Here is a 15,493-nt window from a genome sequence, read left to right on the forward strand (position 1 = left end):
AGTTTTCTAGCCTCTTGCCTTGCAATCTGCCTAGTCTTAGACTCATGGTGAACAAGCGACTCAAGGCGAGGGCCGTCCTCGCCTTGGCGCGCAGGCATGCGCGCAAGCAGGGATTGCGGATCGAGGAGATGAAGGGCCGAGGAAAGGGGTCGCACCAGGTGTACGTCATCCTTGACGCTGATGGTGAGCGTGTGGGGCGATTCCTCCTGACGAATCATTCCCGCGACTTGACGCAGGGTGTGTTGCAGGATGTGGAGAGCGGCTTGGCGCACCTGTTCGGTGAGAAGTGGATGGAGAAGTGATGCCTGACTACACGGTGACCGTCACCCGTGATGAGGACCTGTGGGCAGTCAGCATCGCGGGTCTGCCGAAGGGGACCGTGGGCGCGGTCGACTATGTGGACTTCGACGAGGTCCGGCAGGAGGTTCCCGAAGTCATCGCCGACCTGACCGACTGTTCCCCGGAGGACTTCACGATCACCTGGCGCTACGAGTTCGGTGGCAAGGACGTGACCGAGGACGTCCTGCGTGTCATCGACGCCGAGGCGCGTTTCGTGGAGGCGATGGCCGAACACGAACGCATCCGTGCCAAGGCTCTGGAGGTCATGCGCGATGCAGGGCTGTCGCAGCGATCGATGGGGGAGATCGTGCACCTGTCCCACCAGCGGGTTCAGCAACTGTTGAGCGGGTCCGGAGGTTCGGGACGCCGTGGCCGCAAGCCGGGGCGCAAGGCCGCGCGAGAGGGCGAGCCGGTCACCTGAGAGCGCGCGGCCCCCACCGTCCGGGACGTGTGAGGGCCGGCGTCCGGCGCGGATCAGGTGGTGGGGAACATGCCCAGGCGTCCGTGGTAGGCGTCCGCGAGGCGCTCGGTGTCGCTGCCGACATAGAGGCCGTCGTCGGTCGCGTGCAGGGCCTCCACGCCGTGCCCGCGGGAGCGGCCCGGGTTCCAGGGCAGCGCCCGTCCGGTGCGGGGATCGACCGCGGCGATGCCCTCGCGCTCCACCGAGCCGGGACCGGCGTTGAGGGCGCCGTTCTCGTTGTCCATCCAGCGCTGGTGCCCGCCGACGTAGACGGCGGAGTCGGTCACCTCGACCGAGTACAGCGAGTCTCCGCCGGTGAGGTTGCTCCAGGTGGGCCGGGCGCCCGGGCGGTCGGTGTTCTCGAACCGCGTGACGGACTTGCACAGGCCGGGCTTGACCCTGGGGCCGCCCGCCGTCACCACGGCGAAGTAGGAACCGTCGGGGGAGAAGTCCATCCGGCGCATGTAGGTCTGCATCCGGGAGTAGTCGCACTCGGGCTCGAAGGCGGAGGTCGACCACGGGGTGACCGAGCCGTCGTCGGCGTCGAGCATGGCGATCTGGTAGCGGTCGTGGCCGTCGACGCCGGTGAAGGTCCCGTTGATGACGAGCCGGTCGCCCGCGGGGCTCAGCGCCAGTTCCTGCACGCGCAGCTCGCCGCGCCGCTGTTCCTCGATGCTGGGGGCGAAGCCGGTGTCGACCTCGCCGGTGGCGGTGTCGAGCTTGGCGATGCCGCGCTGTCCGCCGCGGTTGATCCCGGAGAAGGACCCCCCGACGTAGAGGTCGTCGCCGTCGCTCGCCAGCCGGTAGGCGGTGCCGTCGTCGAGGGTGGCGTCGAATTCGGAGTCCGCCCGGCCGTCCGCCAGCGAGAGCCGGGCCAGCCCGCGCGACGCGGAGCCGTTCACCGCGCTGAAGTGCCCGCCGACGACCACGGTGCCGTCGGGGCCCTCGGCCAGCGAGTTCACCCGTCCGCTCACCTCGGGAACGAAGCTCCGCAGGATCTCACCGCTGCCGTGTTCGAAGGCGAAGAGGTTGCGCCGGGTGTGCGTGCGGCTCCGGTCGGCGTCGGAGACCCGGTTGAAGTCTCCGGCCACGACGACCGTGTCCCCGACGCGGAGGATGTCCTTGACCGATCCGTCCAGAACGTGCGGGGTCCACGAGACCGTGCGCTCGCTCACCGTCCCGGAGGAGGCCGCCGCGGCCGGCGCGGCGGCCGTGACGCCGGCGGGAAGGAGCAGAAGCGCGCCCATCGTCAACGAGGCGAGTGTGCGGGTGGATTTCACGGAAGACTCTCCAGGCTCAGGCGGGGTCGGTCGAAGCGGTGGTCCACATTGTGTCAAAGAGTCGCGCCTAAAACACATACGGTGACGATCTCGGTGGTGGGGGTGTCCCGCCCATCACCTGAACGCGGGGCCCCGGGATTCCGGCGCCCCCGTCGCCGAACCCCGGGCCGGTGCGCGGAGCGGCCCCCTTAAGGTGGTGTCCATGACCCGCGCCAAGCTCGACAAGCAGCCTCAGGACGTCGCGGCGATGTTCGATGGCATCGCCGACAACTACGACCTCGTCAACGACGTCATCTCGCTCGGCCAGGACCGCGTCTGGCGCAGGGCCGTGGTCAACGCGGTCGACGCCCACAGCGGCGAGCTGGTTCTGGACCTGGCGGCGGGGACCGGTACCTCCTCGGAGTCCTTCGTCACCAAGGGCGCGCGGGTGATCGCGTGCGACTTCTCGCTCGGCATGCTCCGGACCGGCGCCCAGCGGCGCGGCGGGGCCTCCCGGGGCGGGGTGACGTTCGTGGCGGGCGACGCCCTGCACCTGCCCTTCGCCGACGAGACCTTCGACGCCGTCACGATCTCGTTCGGGCTGCGCAACGTCAACGACACCGACCAGGCGCTGCGGGAGCTGCTGAGGGTCACCAAGCCCGGCGGGCGCCTCGTGATCGCCGAGTTCAGCCACATCCCCGTGGCCTTGCTGGACAAGCTCTACTCGACCTACCTCATGGCCGCCCTGCCGAAGATCGCGGGCGCCTTCTCCGGGCGCAGCGAGGCCTACGACTACCTGTCGGAGTCGATCATGGCCTGGCCCGACCAGCCCGCGCTGGCGCGCCACCTCCAGGACGCGGGCTGGTCCCGCGTCGCCTGGCGGAACCTGACGCTGGGCACGGTCGCGTTGCACCGGGGCTTCCGGAAGTAGCAAACCCCGACAAAAGCCCCAAATGACTTAGTTTTTGAAGAACGCCCCAAAACCCCAAGGAACGCCCTGTTCCTTGGGGTTTTTGTGTTGCTTGTGTTGCGCGTGTGGTGAGGGGGTGCCCGTGAGCTGCGTGTCTGTCAGGGAATGGGTGTATGGCAACGGACTTCGTGCGATCTGAGTGCTATCGGATGATTGCGCGTGACGCGTGAGGAATGGCCCCCCGGGGGTCGCCACGCGGCTCCGGAGGGTCTAGACTGCGAAAAGTGGGCTTGTGAAGTGCTTCACAAGGCCACGAGGCACATCACACACCACCCCTGTGGGATGTGTCCGCAGCACACAACCGCCCCGAAGCACACCCCCGTGAGCGGGTCGATCCCGCACAGGCCCGCCACGGTGCACCGCGCGAGTAGTCGAGGACCACCCCGTGAGCGAGACAGCCACCTCCTCTCCCAGAGGCCGGGAAGGGATCGAGTACGACGCCGACGTCATCGTCGTCGGCGCCGGCCCTTCCGGATCCACGACCGCCTACTACCTGGCCCAGGCCGGGTTGGACGTCCTCCTGCTGGAGAAGACCTCCTTCCCGCGCGAGAAGGTCTGCGGCGACGGACTCACCCCGCGGGCGGTGAAGCAGTTGACGGCCATGGGGATCACCTTCGAGGACGAGGGGTGGATCAAGAACCACGGCCTGCGCATCGTCGGTGCCGGAGCCCGTCTGGAACTCCCCTGGCCCGACCTCGGCTCCTACCCCGGGTTCGGCCTCGTGCGCACCCGGTACGACTTCGACGAGATCCTGGTCGGCAGGGCCGTCTCCGCCGGCGCCAAGCTGCTGGAGCGCACCACCGTCACCGGCCCGCTGATGGACGAGCGCAGCAACCGCATCGTCGGCGTGCGCGCCAAGAACGCCGACCGCGAGCCCGTGGCCTTCCGGGCGCCGCTGGTCGTGGCCGCCGACGGCAACTCCTCGCGGCTGTCCGTCGCCATGGGCATTCGCAAGCGCGACGACCGCCCCATGGGCGTGGCCGTGCGCACCTACTTCGAGAGCCCTCGCCACAAGGACGACTACCTGGAGTCGTGGCTGGAGCTGTGGGACCGCAGCGGCGACAAGGACGTCCTCCTGCCCGGCTACGGCTGGGTCTTCGGTGTCGGCGACGGCACCAGCAACGTCGGCCTCGGCATCCTCAACTCCACCCGCTCCTTCCAGGACGTGGACTACCGCAAGCTCCTGCGCCGCTGGACCGACAGCATGCCGGAGGAGTGGGGCTTCACCGAGGACCACCAGAAGGGCGGCATCCGCGGCGCGGCGCTGCCCATGGGCTTCAACCGCGTTCCGCACTACTCCCGCGGCCTGCTGCTGGTCGGCGACGCGGGCGGCATGGTCAACCCCTTCAACGGCGAGGGCATCGCCTACGCCATGGAGGCCGCGAACATCGCCGCCGAGGTGATCGTGCAGGCGCACGGGCGCCCCACCCAGCAGACCCGCGAGCGCGCCCTGCTGCGCTACCCCGAGGTGCTCGCCGACACCTACGGCGGCTACTACACGCTGGGCCGCTACTTCGTGAAGGTGATCGGCCAGCCCGAGTTCATGAAGTACGCGACGAAGTACGGCCTCCGCCAGCGCACGCTCATGAAGTTCGCGCTGAAGATGCTCGCCAACCTCACCGAACCCACCCAGGGTGACGCCATGGACCGAGTGATCAACGGACTGTCCAGGATCGCGCCGGCGGCGTAGCCCGGGCGGGTACGCCCCTCGCGTCCCACCGCACGACCGGAAGGAATCCCCCCACGCGGGGAAGCCCGTGAAAACGTTCACAAGCACGTCCGCACGTGCCGACCAGCCAGAAGGAGGGTGACCGTTGGAGCTCTACACCCCGATATTCGTTCTCGGCGGGATCGGTGCCGCGTTCGTCGTGGTGTCGATGGTGGCCGGGGCGGTCTTGGGCCCCAAGCGCTACAACCGCGCCAAGATGCAGGCGTACGAGTGCGGCATCGAGCCCACGCCCCAGCCCGCGGGCGGCGGGCGCTTCACCGTCAAGTACTACATGACGGCGATGATGTTCATCGTCTTCGACATCGAGATCATCTTCCTCATTCCGTGGGCGGTGCATTTCGAGGCCCTCGGTTGGTTCGGCCTGATCGCGATCATCCTCTTCCTGGTGAACGTCTCCATCGCCTACGCCTACGAATGGCGCCGCGGAGGCCTCGAATGGGACTGACACGCACGCCGGCGGAGCAGTCCGCATTCCCCAGTCACCCGTACCGCAACCGGCCCGAGGAGGTCAGCAGCTGATGGGACTCGAGGAGAAACTCCCCAGCGGCATCGCGCTCACGACCGTCGAGCAGGTCGTGGGCCTGGCCCGCAAGAGCTCCATGTGGCCCGCGACGTTCGGCCTGGCGTGCTGCGCCATCGAGATGATGTCGGTCGGCGGCCCGCACTACGACCTCGCCCGGTTCGGCATGGAGAAGTTCGGCGCCACCCCGCGCCAGGCCGACCTGATGGTCGTCGCCGGCCGCGTGAGCCAGAAGATGGCGCCCGTCCTGCGGCAGATCTACGACCAGATGCCCGAACCCAAGTGGGTCATCGCCATGGGCGTGTGCGCCTCCAGCGGCGGCATGTTCAACAACTACGCCATCGTCCAGGGCGTCGACCACATCGTCCCCGTCGACATGTACCTCCCGGGCTGTCCGCCCCGGCCGGAGATGCTCCTCGACGCGGTGCTCAAGCTCCACGACAAGGTGCAGAACACCAAGCTCGGCGCCCACAGGGAGCTGGAGATCGACGAGACCGAGGAGCGGATGCTGCGCCGTTCGCTGCCGCTGGTGAGCAAGGACTGACATGACCAACGAGAACGAGCGCGACGAGGCCGCCGAGAACCTGCCCGACCAGCTCGGCCGCGAAAGGCTCGCCGCCCCTGTGAAGCGGACCGGCCTGTTCGGAGCCACCACCACCGGTGACACCTCCGGATTCGGCGGCCTCCAGGTGCGGGGGAGCGCTCCCGTCGGGAGCAGCCGCCCCTTCACCGACCCCGACGACCGGCGCACGGCCGACTTCGACCGCGTGGCCGACGACCTGGAGACCGCTCTGGGGGAACAGGCGGAGGCGGTCGAGCGCGTCGAGGTCTCCCACGGCGAGATCACCTTCCACGTGCGCCGCGAGGCACTGCCGGAACTGGTGCGCCACCTGCGCGACGACCCGGCCCTGCGCTACGAGCTGTGCACAGGGGTGGCCGGGGTGCACTTCCCCGACGACGCCGGCCGTGAGCTGCACGCGGTCTACCACTTCCGGTCCATCACGCACAACAGCGAGATCCGCGTCGCCACGACCTGCCCCGACGACGATCCCCACGTTCCCTCGATCGTGTCGGTCTACCCGACCAACGACTGGCACGAGCGCGAGGCCTGGGACTTCTTCGGGATCGTCTTCGACGGCCACCCGGCGCTGACCCGCATCCAGATGCCGGACGACTGGCACGGCCACCCGCAGCGCAAGGACTACCCGCTCGGCGGCATCCCCGTCGAGTACCGGGGCGCCACCGTGCCCCCGCCGGACGAACGGCGGTCCTACAAGTGAGTCCTGGAGAACGGACCACCACCGACCACTCCGCTCCGAAGGGGGGCACGACATGAGCGTCACCGAGGACTACATCGACGCCTCCGGCGGCGACTGGGACGAGGTCGTGGAGAAGGCCCAGGCCACGAGCGCCGAGCGCCTCGTGGTCAACATGGGTCCGCAGCACCCCTCCACGCACGGCGTCCTGCGGCTGATCCTCACCCTGGACGGTGAGACCTGCACCGAGGCGCGCGTCGGTATCGGCTACCTGCACACCGGTATCGAGAAGAACATGGAGTACCGGACGTGGACACAGGGCACCACGTTCGTCACCCGCATGGACTACCTCACGCCGCTCTTCAACGAGACGGCGTACTGCCTCGCGGTCGAGAAGCTCCTCGACATCACCGACCGGATCCCCGACCGGGCCAGCGTCATCCGCGTGCTGGTCATGGAGCTGAACCGGATGGCCTCGCACTTCGTGGCCATGGCGACGTTCGGTATGGAACTGGGCGCCACGACCGTGATGACCAACGGGTTCCGTGAGCGCGAGATGATCCTGGACATCCTGGAGCTCATCACCGGCCTGCGGATGAACCACGCCTACGTCCGGCCCGGCGGCGTCGCCCAGGACCTGCCGCCCGGCGCGGTCGGCAAGATCCGCGAGCTGCTCACGGAGATGCCCAAGCGCGTCAGGACCATGCGCAAGCTCCTGGACGAGAACCCGGTCTACCTCGCCCGCACCCGGGACGTCGCCTACCTCAATCTGCCCGGATGCATGGCGCTCGGCGTCACCGGGCCGCTCGCACGCGCCTCCGGACTGGGCTTCGACCTGCGCAAGGCCAAGCCCTACTGCGGCTACGAGGACTACGAGTTCGACGTCCCCGTCTCCGACGGAGGCGACGTCTACGCCCGCTACCGGGTCCGCATCGCCGAACTGGACGAGAGCCTCAAGATCATCGAGCAGTGCCTGGACAAGCTCCAGCCCGGCCCGGTGATGATCGAGGACGCCAAGATCGGCTGGCCCGCCAAGCTCGCGCTCGGCCCCGACGGACTGGGCAACTCCCCGGACCACATCGCGCACATCATGAGCGGCTCGATGGAGGCGCTCATCCACCACTTCAAGCTGGTCACCGAGGGCTTCCGGGTCCCCGCGGGCCAGGCCTACGCGGCCGTCGAGAGCGCCAAGGGCGAACTCGGCTGCTACGCCGTCAGCGACGGCGGCACCCGTCCCTACCGCGTGCACTTCCGCGACCCCTCGTTCACGCACCTGCAGGCGGTCGCCGCCATGTGCGAGGGCGGGACCGTGGCGGACGTCGTCGCGGCCGTGGCCAGTATCGACCCCGTGATGGGAGGCGTGGACCGGTGAGCGCATTCGACGACGAGGTCCTCGCGCGTCTGGAACAGGACGCCAAGGAGATCATCAGCCGCTACCCGCAGCCGCGGTCGGCGCTGCTGCCGCTGCTGCACCTGGTGCAGGCCGAGGAGGGGCACGTCAGCGAGGACGGCATGCGGTTCTGCGCCGACCAGCTCGACATCACCCTCGCCGAGGTCAAGGCGGTGGTCACCTTCTACACCATGTACCGCCGCCGCCCCGGCGGCGACTACCAGGTGGGCGTGTGCACCAACACCCTGTGCGCCGTGATGGGCGGTGACGAGATCTTCTCCGCCCTCAAGGAGCACCTGGACCTCGGCAACGCCGAGACCACCGAGGACGGCAAGGTCACGCTGGAGCACGTCGAGTGCAACGCGGCCTGCGACTTCGCGCCGGTGGTGATGGTCAACTGGGAGTTCTTCGACAACCAGACGCCCGCCAGCGCCAAGCAGCTGGTCGACGACCTGCGCCTGGGCAACGACGTCGCCCCCACCCGCGGTCCGTCGAGCGTGTGCACCTGGAAGCAGGCCTCGCGCGTGCTCGCCGGGTTCGACGACGGCCGCGCCGGAGAGGGCGTCCAGGCGGCCGGCCCCTCGCTCGCCGGGCTCACACTCGCCCAGCAGCGCGGCTGGCGGGCCCCGGACCCCGACGACCTCCCGGCACGCCCCGACGAGCAGGGTGAGGAGGGCGCCAAATGACCACCCTGACCCCGATCCTGTCCCGCGACTGGGACCGCGCCGACTCCTTCACCCTCGACGGGTACAAGGCCACCGGCGGCTACTCCGCCCTGGCCAAGGCCCTGTCGATGGACCCCGACGCCATCGTGGACCTGGTCAAGCAGTCCGGCCTGCGCGGCCGCGGCGGCGCCGGGTTCCCCACGGGCATGAAGTGGGGGTTCCTGCCCAAGGACAACCCCAACCCGCGCTACCTCGTCGTCAACGCCGACGAGTCCGAGCCGGGCACCTGCAAGGACATCCCGCTCATGCTCGCCAACCCGCACGTGTTGGTGGAGGGCGTGGCGATCGCCTCCTACGCGATCAAGTCCAGCCAGGCCTTCATCTACGTGCGCGGCGAGGTCGTCCACGTCATCCGCCGCCTGCGCAAGGCCGTGGCCGAGGCCTACGAGGCCGGGCTCCTGGGCAAGGACATCCAGGGCAGCGGCTTCGACCTCGACGTCGTCGTGCACGCCGGAGCGGGCGCCTACATCTGCGGCGAGGAGACCGCCCTCCTGGACTCCCTGGAGGGCTACCGCGGCCAGCCCCGGCTCAAGCCGCCCTTCCCCGCCGTCGCCGGGCTCTACGCCTCGCCCACCGTGGTGAACAACGTCGAGTCCATCGCCAGCGTCCCCGGCATCGTCGCCAACGGCGCCGAGTGGTTCACCTCCATGGGCACCGAGAAGTCCGCCGGATTCGGCTTCTTCTCCCTGTCCGGCCACGTCACCAACCCCGGCCAGTACGAGGCGCCGCTCGGGATCACCCTGCGCGAACTGCTCGACATGGCGGGCGGGATCCGCGACGGGCACCGGCTCAAGTTCTGGACCCCCGGCGGCTCCTCCACGCCCATCTTCACCGACGAGCACCTGGACACACCGCTCGACTTCGAGTCGGTGGGCGCCGCCGGCTCCATGCTCGGCACCCGCGCACTCCAGATCTTCGACGAGACGACCTGTGTCGTCCGCGCGGTCGGCCGCTGGATCGCCTTCTACGCCCACGAGTCCTGCGGCAAGTGCACGCCCTGCCGCGAGGGCAACTTCTGGATGGTCCAGGTCCTGGACCGCCTGGAGCGCGGAGAGGGCACCGAAGCCGACCTCGACAAGCTCCTGGACATCTGCGACAACCTGCTCGGCCGCTCCTTCTGCGCGCTCGGCGACGGCGCGACCAGCCCGGTCATGTCCTCCATCAAGCACTTCCGCCAGGAGTACATCGACCACGTGGACAAGGGCGGCTGCCCCTTCGACCACTCCAAGGCCACCCTCTGGGGAGGGAACAAGTGACCGTCACCTCCAACTCCTCCGGCGGCGCCGCGGCCGCGCCGCCCCCCGAGGACCTCATCACCGTCACGATCGACGGGTTCCAGATCCAGGTCCCCAAGGGCACGCTGCTGATCCGGGCCGCCGAACTCCTCGGCATCCAGATCCCCCGGTTCTGCGACCACCCCCTCCTGGACCCCGTCGGGGCCTGCCGCCAGTGCCTGGTGGAGATCCCCGACATGGGCAACGGGCGGGGCATGCCCAAGCCGCAGGCCTCCTGCACCATCACGGTGATGGAGGGCATGGTGGTCAACACCCACCTGACCTCCGAGGTCGCGGAGAAGGCCCAGCGCGGGATCATGGAGTTCCTGCTGATCAACCACCCGCTGGACTGCCCGGTCTGCGACAAGGGCGGGGAGTGCCCCCTGCAGAACCAGGCGATGTCCAACGGGCAGGGCGAGACGCGCTTCGTCGACGTCAAGCGCACCTTCCCCAAGCCGATCGCGCTCTCCAGCCAGGTGCTGCTCGACCGCGAGCGCTGCATCCAGTGCGCCCGCTGCACGCGCTTCGCCGCCCAGATCGCCGGCGACCCGCTGATCGAGCTGATGGAGCGCGGCGCCCAGGAACAGGTCGGGATCGCCGAGGGGGAGTCCTTCGACTCCTACTTCTCCGGCAACACCGTCCAGATCTGCCCGGTCGGCGCCCTCACCGGGTCCGCCTACCGGTTCCGGTCCCGCCCCTTCGACCTGGTCTCCACCCCCAGCGTGTGCGAGCACTGCGCCTCCGGCTGCGCCCAGCGCACCGACCACCGGCGCGGCAAGGTCACCCGCCGCCTGGCCGGGGACGACCCCCAGGTCAACGAGGAGTGGAACTGTGACAAGGGCCGGTGGGCGTTCACCTACGCCACCCAGGCCGACCGCCTCTCCCGCCCCCTGGTCCGCGACGACGAGTCCCACGCCCTGGAGTTCGCCTCCTGGTCCGAGGCCGTCTCGATCGCCGCACGCGGCCTGGGCGCCGCACGCGGCCGCGTCGGTGTCCTGACGGGCGGCCGCCTCACCTACGAGGACGCCTACGCCTACGCGAAGTTCGCGCGGGTGGCCCTGGGCACCAACGACATCGACCTGCGCGCCCGCGCCCACTCCGCGGAGGAGGCCGAGTTCCTGGCCGCCCACGTCGCCGGAACCCCCGTCGACGTGGACTACACCGCCCTGGAGAAGGCGCCCGCCGTGCTCCTGGCCGGGTTCGAGCCCGAGGACGAGTCGCCCCTGGTCTTCCTGCGCCTGCGCAAGGGCGCGCGCAAGAACGGGGTGCGGGTCCACTCGGTGGCCTCGCACGCCAGCCTCGGCCTGACCAAGACCGATGGCTCGCTCGTCCAGACCGTGCCCGGTGACGAGGCCCGCACCCTCAACGCCCTGGACGTCGAGCACCCCGACGTGGTCGAGGCCCTCGGCAAGGAGGGAGCGGTCATCCTCCTGGGCGAGCGCCTGGCCGCCGTCCCCGGCGCGCTGAGCGCCGCCGCGGCCCTGGCCCGGCGGACCGGCGCGCGCCTGGCCTGGATCCCGCGCCGCGCGGGCGAGCGCGGGGCGATCGACGCCGGCGCGCTGCCCGGCCTGCTGCCGGGCGGGCGCCCCGTCGCCGACCCGGCCGCCCGCGCCGAGGTCGCCCGCGCCTGGAACGTCGGCTCGCTGCCGGAGGCCCCGGGCCGCGACACCGCGGCCATCATCGAGGCCGCGGCCGCCGGAGACCTGGACGCCCTGGTCATCGCCGGGGTGGAACTGGACGACCTGCCCGACCCCGAAGCCGCCCGCGCCGCCCTGGCGCGCGTGCCGTTCGTGGTCAGCCTCGAACTGCGGGCGAGCGAGGTCACCGACCGCGCCGACGTGGTCCTCCCGGTCGCCGCCGTCGCCGAGAAGTCCGGCACCTTCGTCGACTGGGAGGGCCGCCACCGGCCCTTCGGCGACGCGCTCAAGGTCCCCGGGGCCCTGTCCGACCAGCGCGCCCTGTCGGCCGTCGCCGATGCCATGGACGTGCACCTGGGATTGCCCGACGCCGCGGCGGCCTACGCGGAGCTGCGCGACCTGGGCCCGTGGTCGGGCGAGCGCCCCGCCTCACCCGCGACCCGGCCGGTCCCCGTCCCCGAGGTCGGGCCCGGCCAGGCGATCCTGTCGACCTGGCGCCAGCTCCTCGGCACCGGACGCATGGAGGACGGCGAGCCCTTCCTCGCCGGGACCGCGCGTCGGCCCCGCGCCTACCTGTCCAGGGCCACGGCCGACGAGGTCGGCGTCACCGACGGCGGAACGCTGCACGTCACCGGGCCCTACGGGTCCGTGACCGTTCCCGCCATCGTCACCGACGTCGCCGACCGCGTGGTCTGGCTCCCCGCCAACGCCGACGGCTGCGACATCCGCCGCGACCTGGGCGGCGGCGCCGGCTCCACGGTCATCGTGGCCGCGTCCGACACTCCTGGAGGGCAGCAGTGACCCCCGCTCTCGCTCCGCAGGCGGCCCAACTGGCCTCGGAGAGCACCCTGACCGCCTTCGGGCAGGACCCCTGGTGGATCACGACCATCAAGGCCGTGGGCATCTTCGTCTTCCTGATGGTCTGCGTGCTGATGATGATCATGGCCGACCGCAAGGTCATGGGCCGGATGCAGCAGCGCCACGGACCCAACCGCATGGGGCCCTTCGGTCTCCTGCAGTCCCTGTTCGACGGCATCAAGCTCTCCCTCAAGGAGGACCTGATCCCGCGCGGGGTCGACCGGTTCGTCTACATCGCCGCGCCGATGATCGCGGCCGTGCCCGCCTTCATCGCGTTCTCGGTCATCCCGGTCGGCCCCGAGGTGAACATGTTCGGGGTCACGACCCCGCTCCAGCTCACCGACCTGCCCATCGCCGCGCTGGTCGTCCTGGCCACCGCAGCCCTGGGCGTGTACGGGTTCGTGCTCGGCGGCTGGGCCTCCCAGTCCCCCTACGCCCTGCTCGGCGGCCTGCGCGCCTCCGCGCAGGTGATCAGCTACGAGATCGCGATGGGCCTGTCCTTCGTCGCGGTCTTCATCATGTCCGGGACGCTCACGACCTCCGGGATCGTCGAGTCCCAGCGCGGGGTCTGGTTCGCCGTGCTGCTCCTGCCGTCCTTCCTCGTCTACCTGGTGACGATGGTCGGTGAGACCAACCGGCTCCCGTTCGACCTCGCCGAGGGCGAGGGCGAGATCGTCGGCGGCTTCATGACCGAGTACGGGTCCATGAAGTTCACGATGTTCTTCCTCGCCGAGTACGTGAACATGGTGACGGTCGCCGCCGTCTCCGTCACGCTCTTCCTCGGCGGCTGGCTCGCCCCGCCCGGGGTCACCGCGATCCTGCCCGGCGCCAACGAGGGCTGGTGGCCCGCCCTGTGGTGGCTGCTCAAGTTCCTGTGCGTGATGTTCCTGTTCATCTGGGCACGCGGCAGCCTGCCCCGAGTGCGCTACGACCAGCTGATGAAGCTCGGCTGGAAGGTGCTCATCCCCATCCAGCTCGTGTGGATCACCGCGGTCGCCGTCGTGCGGATGCTCATCCTGGACGACGCCTCCCCGGTGGTGGTCGGCCTGGTCGTCGCCGGGTTCTCGGCGGTCACCATCGCCGCCTTCTACGCCTGGGTCCGCCACGCGCGCCGCGAGCGCGCGGAGGACGCCCGCCTGCGCGCGCAGAACGCCCGCCGCGCCCACAAGGATCCCGCCTTCGGCGGTTTCCCGGTGCCTCCGAGCACCGCCCCGCACTACGGCAGCAGTGTGCTCGCCGAACCGCCGAGGACGGCCGCCGCCGTCGGCGGCGACAGCAACAAGAAGGGTGAGGAGGTTACCGGTGCTTGAGTGGCTCAACCCCGTCAAGGGATTCGGCGTCACCTTCCACACCATGTTCACCAAGGTGCCGACCATCGAGTACCCGGAGGTCAAGCGCCCCACGGCGCCGCGCTTCCACGGTCGGCACCAGCTGAACCGGTGGGCCGACGGTCTGGAGAAGTGCATCGGGTGCGAACTGTGCGCCTGGGCCTGTCCGGCCGACGCGATCTACGTCGAGGCCGGTGACAACAGCGACGACGACCGGTACTCGCCCGGCGAGCGCTACGGCCGCGTCTACCAGATCAACTACCTGCGCTGCATCCTGTGCGGCCTGTGCGTGGAGGCCTGCCCGACCCGCGCGCTCACCATGACCAACGAGTACGAGCTGGCCGACGACAGCAGGCAGAGCCTGATCTGGACGAAGGAGCAGCTGCTCGCCCCCCTCAAGGAGGGCATGGAGGAGCCGCCGCACCCGATGCGGCTCGGCGACGACGAGCAGGACTACTACGCGACCGGGCGCGGTCAGCACGGGACGCAGGACCGGCCCGAGAGCACGGAGGCGGTCCGTTGATCACCGCAGCCACCACCTCCGCCGTGACAGCGGCGGCCGCGCCCATCGGGGGCGGCGAGGCGTCCGTGTTCTGGGTCCTGGGCACCGTGGCCGTCCTCGGTGCCCTGGGCGTGGTCTTCTCCCGCAAGGCCGTGCACTCGGCGATGTCGATGGCCCTGACGATGGTCAGCCTGGCCGTGTTCTACGGCATCAACGAGGCGCCGTTCCTCATGGTCGTCCAGATCGTCGTCTACACCGGCGCCGTCCTCATGCTGTTCCTGTTCGTGCTGATGCTCGTCGGCGTCAGCTCGGCCGACTCCCTGGTGGAGACGCTGAGCGGGCAGCGCATCATGACCGCGATCGTGGCACTGGCCTTCGTCGGTGCCCTGACCACCGGCATCACCCGCATCGTCGTGGGCGACCCGCAGGGCCTCGCCGCCGGGGCCGCGGCCGCCGGCGGCACCGTCCCGTGGATCGCGGGCGAGCTCCTGCTGCGCTACGTGGTCGCCTTCGAGGCCACCGGGGCGCTGCTCATCACGGCCGTCCTGGGCGCCATGGTCCTGGCGCACACCGCCCGGACCAAGAAGCGCCGCACCCAGCGGGAGATCTCCGAGGACCGCATCCGCGGCGACCACCCGACCCCGCTGCCCGGACCGGGCACCTACGCCCGGCACAACGCGATCGACATGCCCGCGCTGCTGCCGGACGGCTCGGTCTCGTCCCTGTCCCTCAACCCGGTGCTCACCGCGCGCGACCCCGAGTACCAGTCGGGCGTGCCCGGCGACGTCCAGGCCGGACGGCCGCCGCTGCCCGGCGGCGCGTCGGACTCCACCCGCTCCAAGGAGGGCCGGCCGGTCCTGGACGAGGACGGCCGGACCGACGAGGAGACCGCGGAGACCGAGGAGAACGGCAACAGCAACGGGCAGGAGGTGGAGTCCTCGTGGACCCGATGAACTACATCGTCCTCGCGGCGCTGATCTTCACCATCGGCGCGGTCGGCGTGCTCATCCGGCGCAACGCGATCATCGTCTTCATGTGCGTCGAGCTCATGCTCAACGCCTGCAACCTGGCGTTCGTGGCGTTCGCCCGGATGCACGGAGACATCGAGGGGCAGGTCATCGCGTTCTTCGTGATGGTCGTCGCCGCCGCCGAGGTGGTCGTGGGACTCGCGATCATCATGCAGATCTTCCGAACCCGCAGGTCCGCGTCGCTCGATGACGCGAACCTGCTCAAGCACTAGAAGGCG

The 15,493-nt window shown here is 70.0% G+C and carries 16 protein-coding genes; 15 read left to right on the forward strand and 1 reads right to left on the reverse strand.

Features of this window, described 5'->3' with window-relative positions; genetic code table 11:
* Nucleotides 1-44 precede the first annotated feature (44 nt).
* Entirely contained in the window at nucleotides 45-302 is a 258-nt protein-coding gene (locus M1P99_RS14975; RefSeq protein ID WP_304453266.1) for a hypothetical protein, read from the forward strand.
* Complete coding sequence (locus M1P99_RS14980) at nucleotides 302-760, forward strand: hypothetical protein (RefSeq protein WP_304453267.1); 459 nt, start codon at nucleotides 302-304, stop codon at nucleotides 758-760. The genes M1P99_RS14975 and M1P99_RS14980 overlap by 1 nt, the downstream gene beginning before the upstream one ends.
* A 53-nt stretch (nucleotides 761-813) precedes the next feature.
* Here the strand turns inward: M1P99_RS14980 and M1P99_RS14985 are convergent, their stop codons facing one another.
* Complete coding sequence (locus M1P99_RS14985; protein ID WP_304453268.1) at nucleotides 814-2,079, reverse strand: delta-60 repeat domain-containing protein; 1,266 nt, start codon at nucleotides 2,077-2,079, stop codon at nucleotides 814-816.
* Between the two features lie 202 nt (nucleotides 2,080-2,281).
* Between M1P99_RS14985 and M1P99_RS14990 the strand changes: the two genes are divergently transcribed.
* From M1P99_RS14990 to nuoK, 13 genes are all read left to right on the forward strand, one after another.
* Nucleotides 2,282-2,989 carry a demethylmenaquinone methyltransferase gene (locus M1P99_RS14990; RefSeq protein WP_304453269.1) on the forward strand — a complete coding sequence of 236 codons (708 nt, stop codon included), beginning with the start codon at nucleotides 2,282-2,284 and terminating at the stop codon, nucleotides 2,987-2,989.
* Nucleotides 2,990-3,413: 424 nt separating this feature from the next.
* The gene (locus M1P99_RS14995; protein WP_304453270.1) at nucleotides 3,414-4,718 is read left to right on the forward strand and encodes a geranylgeranyl reductase family protein; all 1,305 of its coding nucleotides are present in this window, start codon (nucleotides 3,414-3,416) and stop codon (nucleotides 4,716-4,718) included.
* A gap of 124 nt (nucleotides 4,719-4,842) precedes the next feature.
* Entirely contained in the window at nucleotides 4,843-5,202 is a 360-nt protein-coding gene (locus M1P99_RS15000; protein ID WP_121182320.1) for an NADH-quinone oxidoreductase subunit A, read from the forward strand.
* Between the two features lie 73 nt (nucleotides 5,203-5,275).
* Nucleotides 5,276-5,821 (forward strand): NADH-quinone oxidoreductase subunit B family protein, encoded by a 546-nt coding sequence (locus M1P99_RS15005; RefSeq protein ID WP_053617013.1) that lies wholly within the window; start codon nucleotides 5,276-5,278, stop codon nucleotides 5,819-5,821.
* 1 nt (nucleotide 5,822) lies between these two features.
* Nucleotides 5,823-6,557, forward strand: a complete 735-nt coding sequence (locus tag M1P99_RS15010; RefSeq protein ID WP_304453271.1) for an NADH-quinone oxidoreductase subunit C — start codon at nucleotides 5,823-5,825, stop codon at nucleotides 6,555-6,557.
* Between the two features lie 52 nt (nucleotides 6,558-6,609).
* Nucleotides 6,610-7,905: an NADH-quinone oxidoreductase subunit D gene (locus M1P99_RS15015; protein ID WP_304453272.1), complete on the forward strand. Its 1,296-nt coding sequence runs from the start codon at nucleotides 6,610-6,612 to the stop codon at nucleotides 7,903-7,905.
* The gene (nuoE, locus tag M1P99_RS15020) at nucleotides 7,902-8,609 is read left to right on the forward strand and encodes an NADH-quinone oxidoreductase subunit NuoE (protein ID WP_304453273.1); all 708 of its coding nucleotides are present in this window, start codon (nucleotides 7,902-7,904) and stop codon (nucleotides 8,607-8,609) included. Before M1P99_RS15015 ends, nuoE begins: the two co-directional genes overlap by 4 nt.
* A complete protein-coding gene (nuoF, locus tag M1P99_RS15025; RefSeq protein ID WP_304453274.1) occupies nucleotides 8,606-9,904 on the forward strand; it encodes an NADH-quinone oxidoreductase subunit NuoF in 1,299 nt (432 codons plus the stop codon). The genes nuoE and nuoF overlap by 4 nt, the downstream gene beginning before the upstream one ends.
* Complete coding sequence (locus tag M1P99_RS15030) at nucleotides 9,901-12,360, forward strand: NADH-quinone oxidoreductase subunit G (RefSeq protein ID WP_304453275.1); 2,460 nt, start codon at nucleotides 9,901-9,903, stop codon at nucleotides 12,358-12,360. Before nuoF ends, M1P99_RS15030 begins: the two co-directional genes overlap by 4 nt.
* On the forward strand, nucleotides 12,357-13,727 hold the full coding sequence (gene nuoH / locus M1P99_RS15035) for an NADH-quinone oxidoreductase subunit NuoH (protein ID WP_304453276.1): 1,371 nt from the start codon (nucleotides 12,357-12,359) through the stop codon (nucleotides 13,725-13,727). Before M1P99_RS15030 ends, nuoH begins: the two co-directional genes overlap by 4 nt.
* Entirely contained in the window at nucleotides 13,720-14,268 is a 549-nt protein-coding gene (gene nuoI, locus M1P99_RS15040; RefSeq protein WP_304453277.1) for an NADH-quinone oxidoreductase subunit NuoI, read from the forward strand. Before nuoH ends, nuoI begins: the two co-directional genes overlap by 8 nt.
* Nucleotides 14,268-15,200: an NADH-quinone oxidoreductase subunit J gene (locus tag M1P99_RS15045; RefSeq protein ID WP_304455699.1), complete on the forward strand. Its 933-nt coding sequence runs from the start codon at nucleotides 14,268-14,270 to the stop codon at nucleotides 15,198-15,200. Before nuoI ends, M1P99_RS15045 begins: the two co-directional genes overlap by 1 nt.
* Nucleotides 15,188-15,487, forward strand: a complete 300-nt coding sequence (gene nuoK, locus M1P99_RS15050) for an NADH-quinone oxidoreductase subunit NuoK (protein WP_053617022.1) — start codon at nucleotides 15,188-15,190, stop codon at nucleotides 15,485-15,487. The genes M1P99_RS15045 and nuoK overlap by 13 nt, the downstream gene beginning before the upstream one ends.
* Nucleotides 15,488-15,493: the final 6 nt, after the last annotated feature.

The sequence above is a fragment of the Nocardiopsis sp. YSL2 genome (assembly GCF_030555055.1).
GTDB lineage: Bacteria > Actinomycetota > Actinomycetes > Streptosporangiales > Streptosporangiaceae > Nocardiopsis.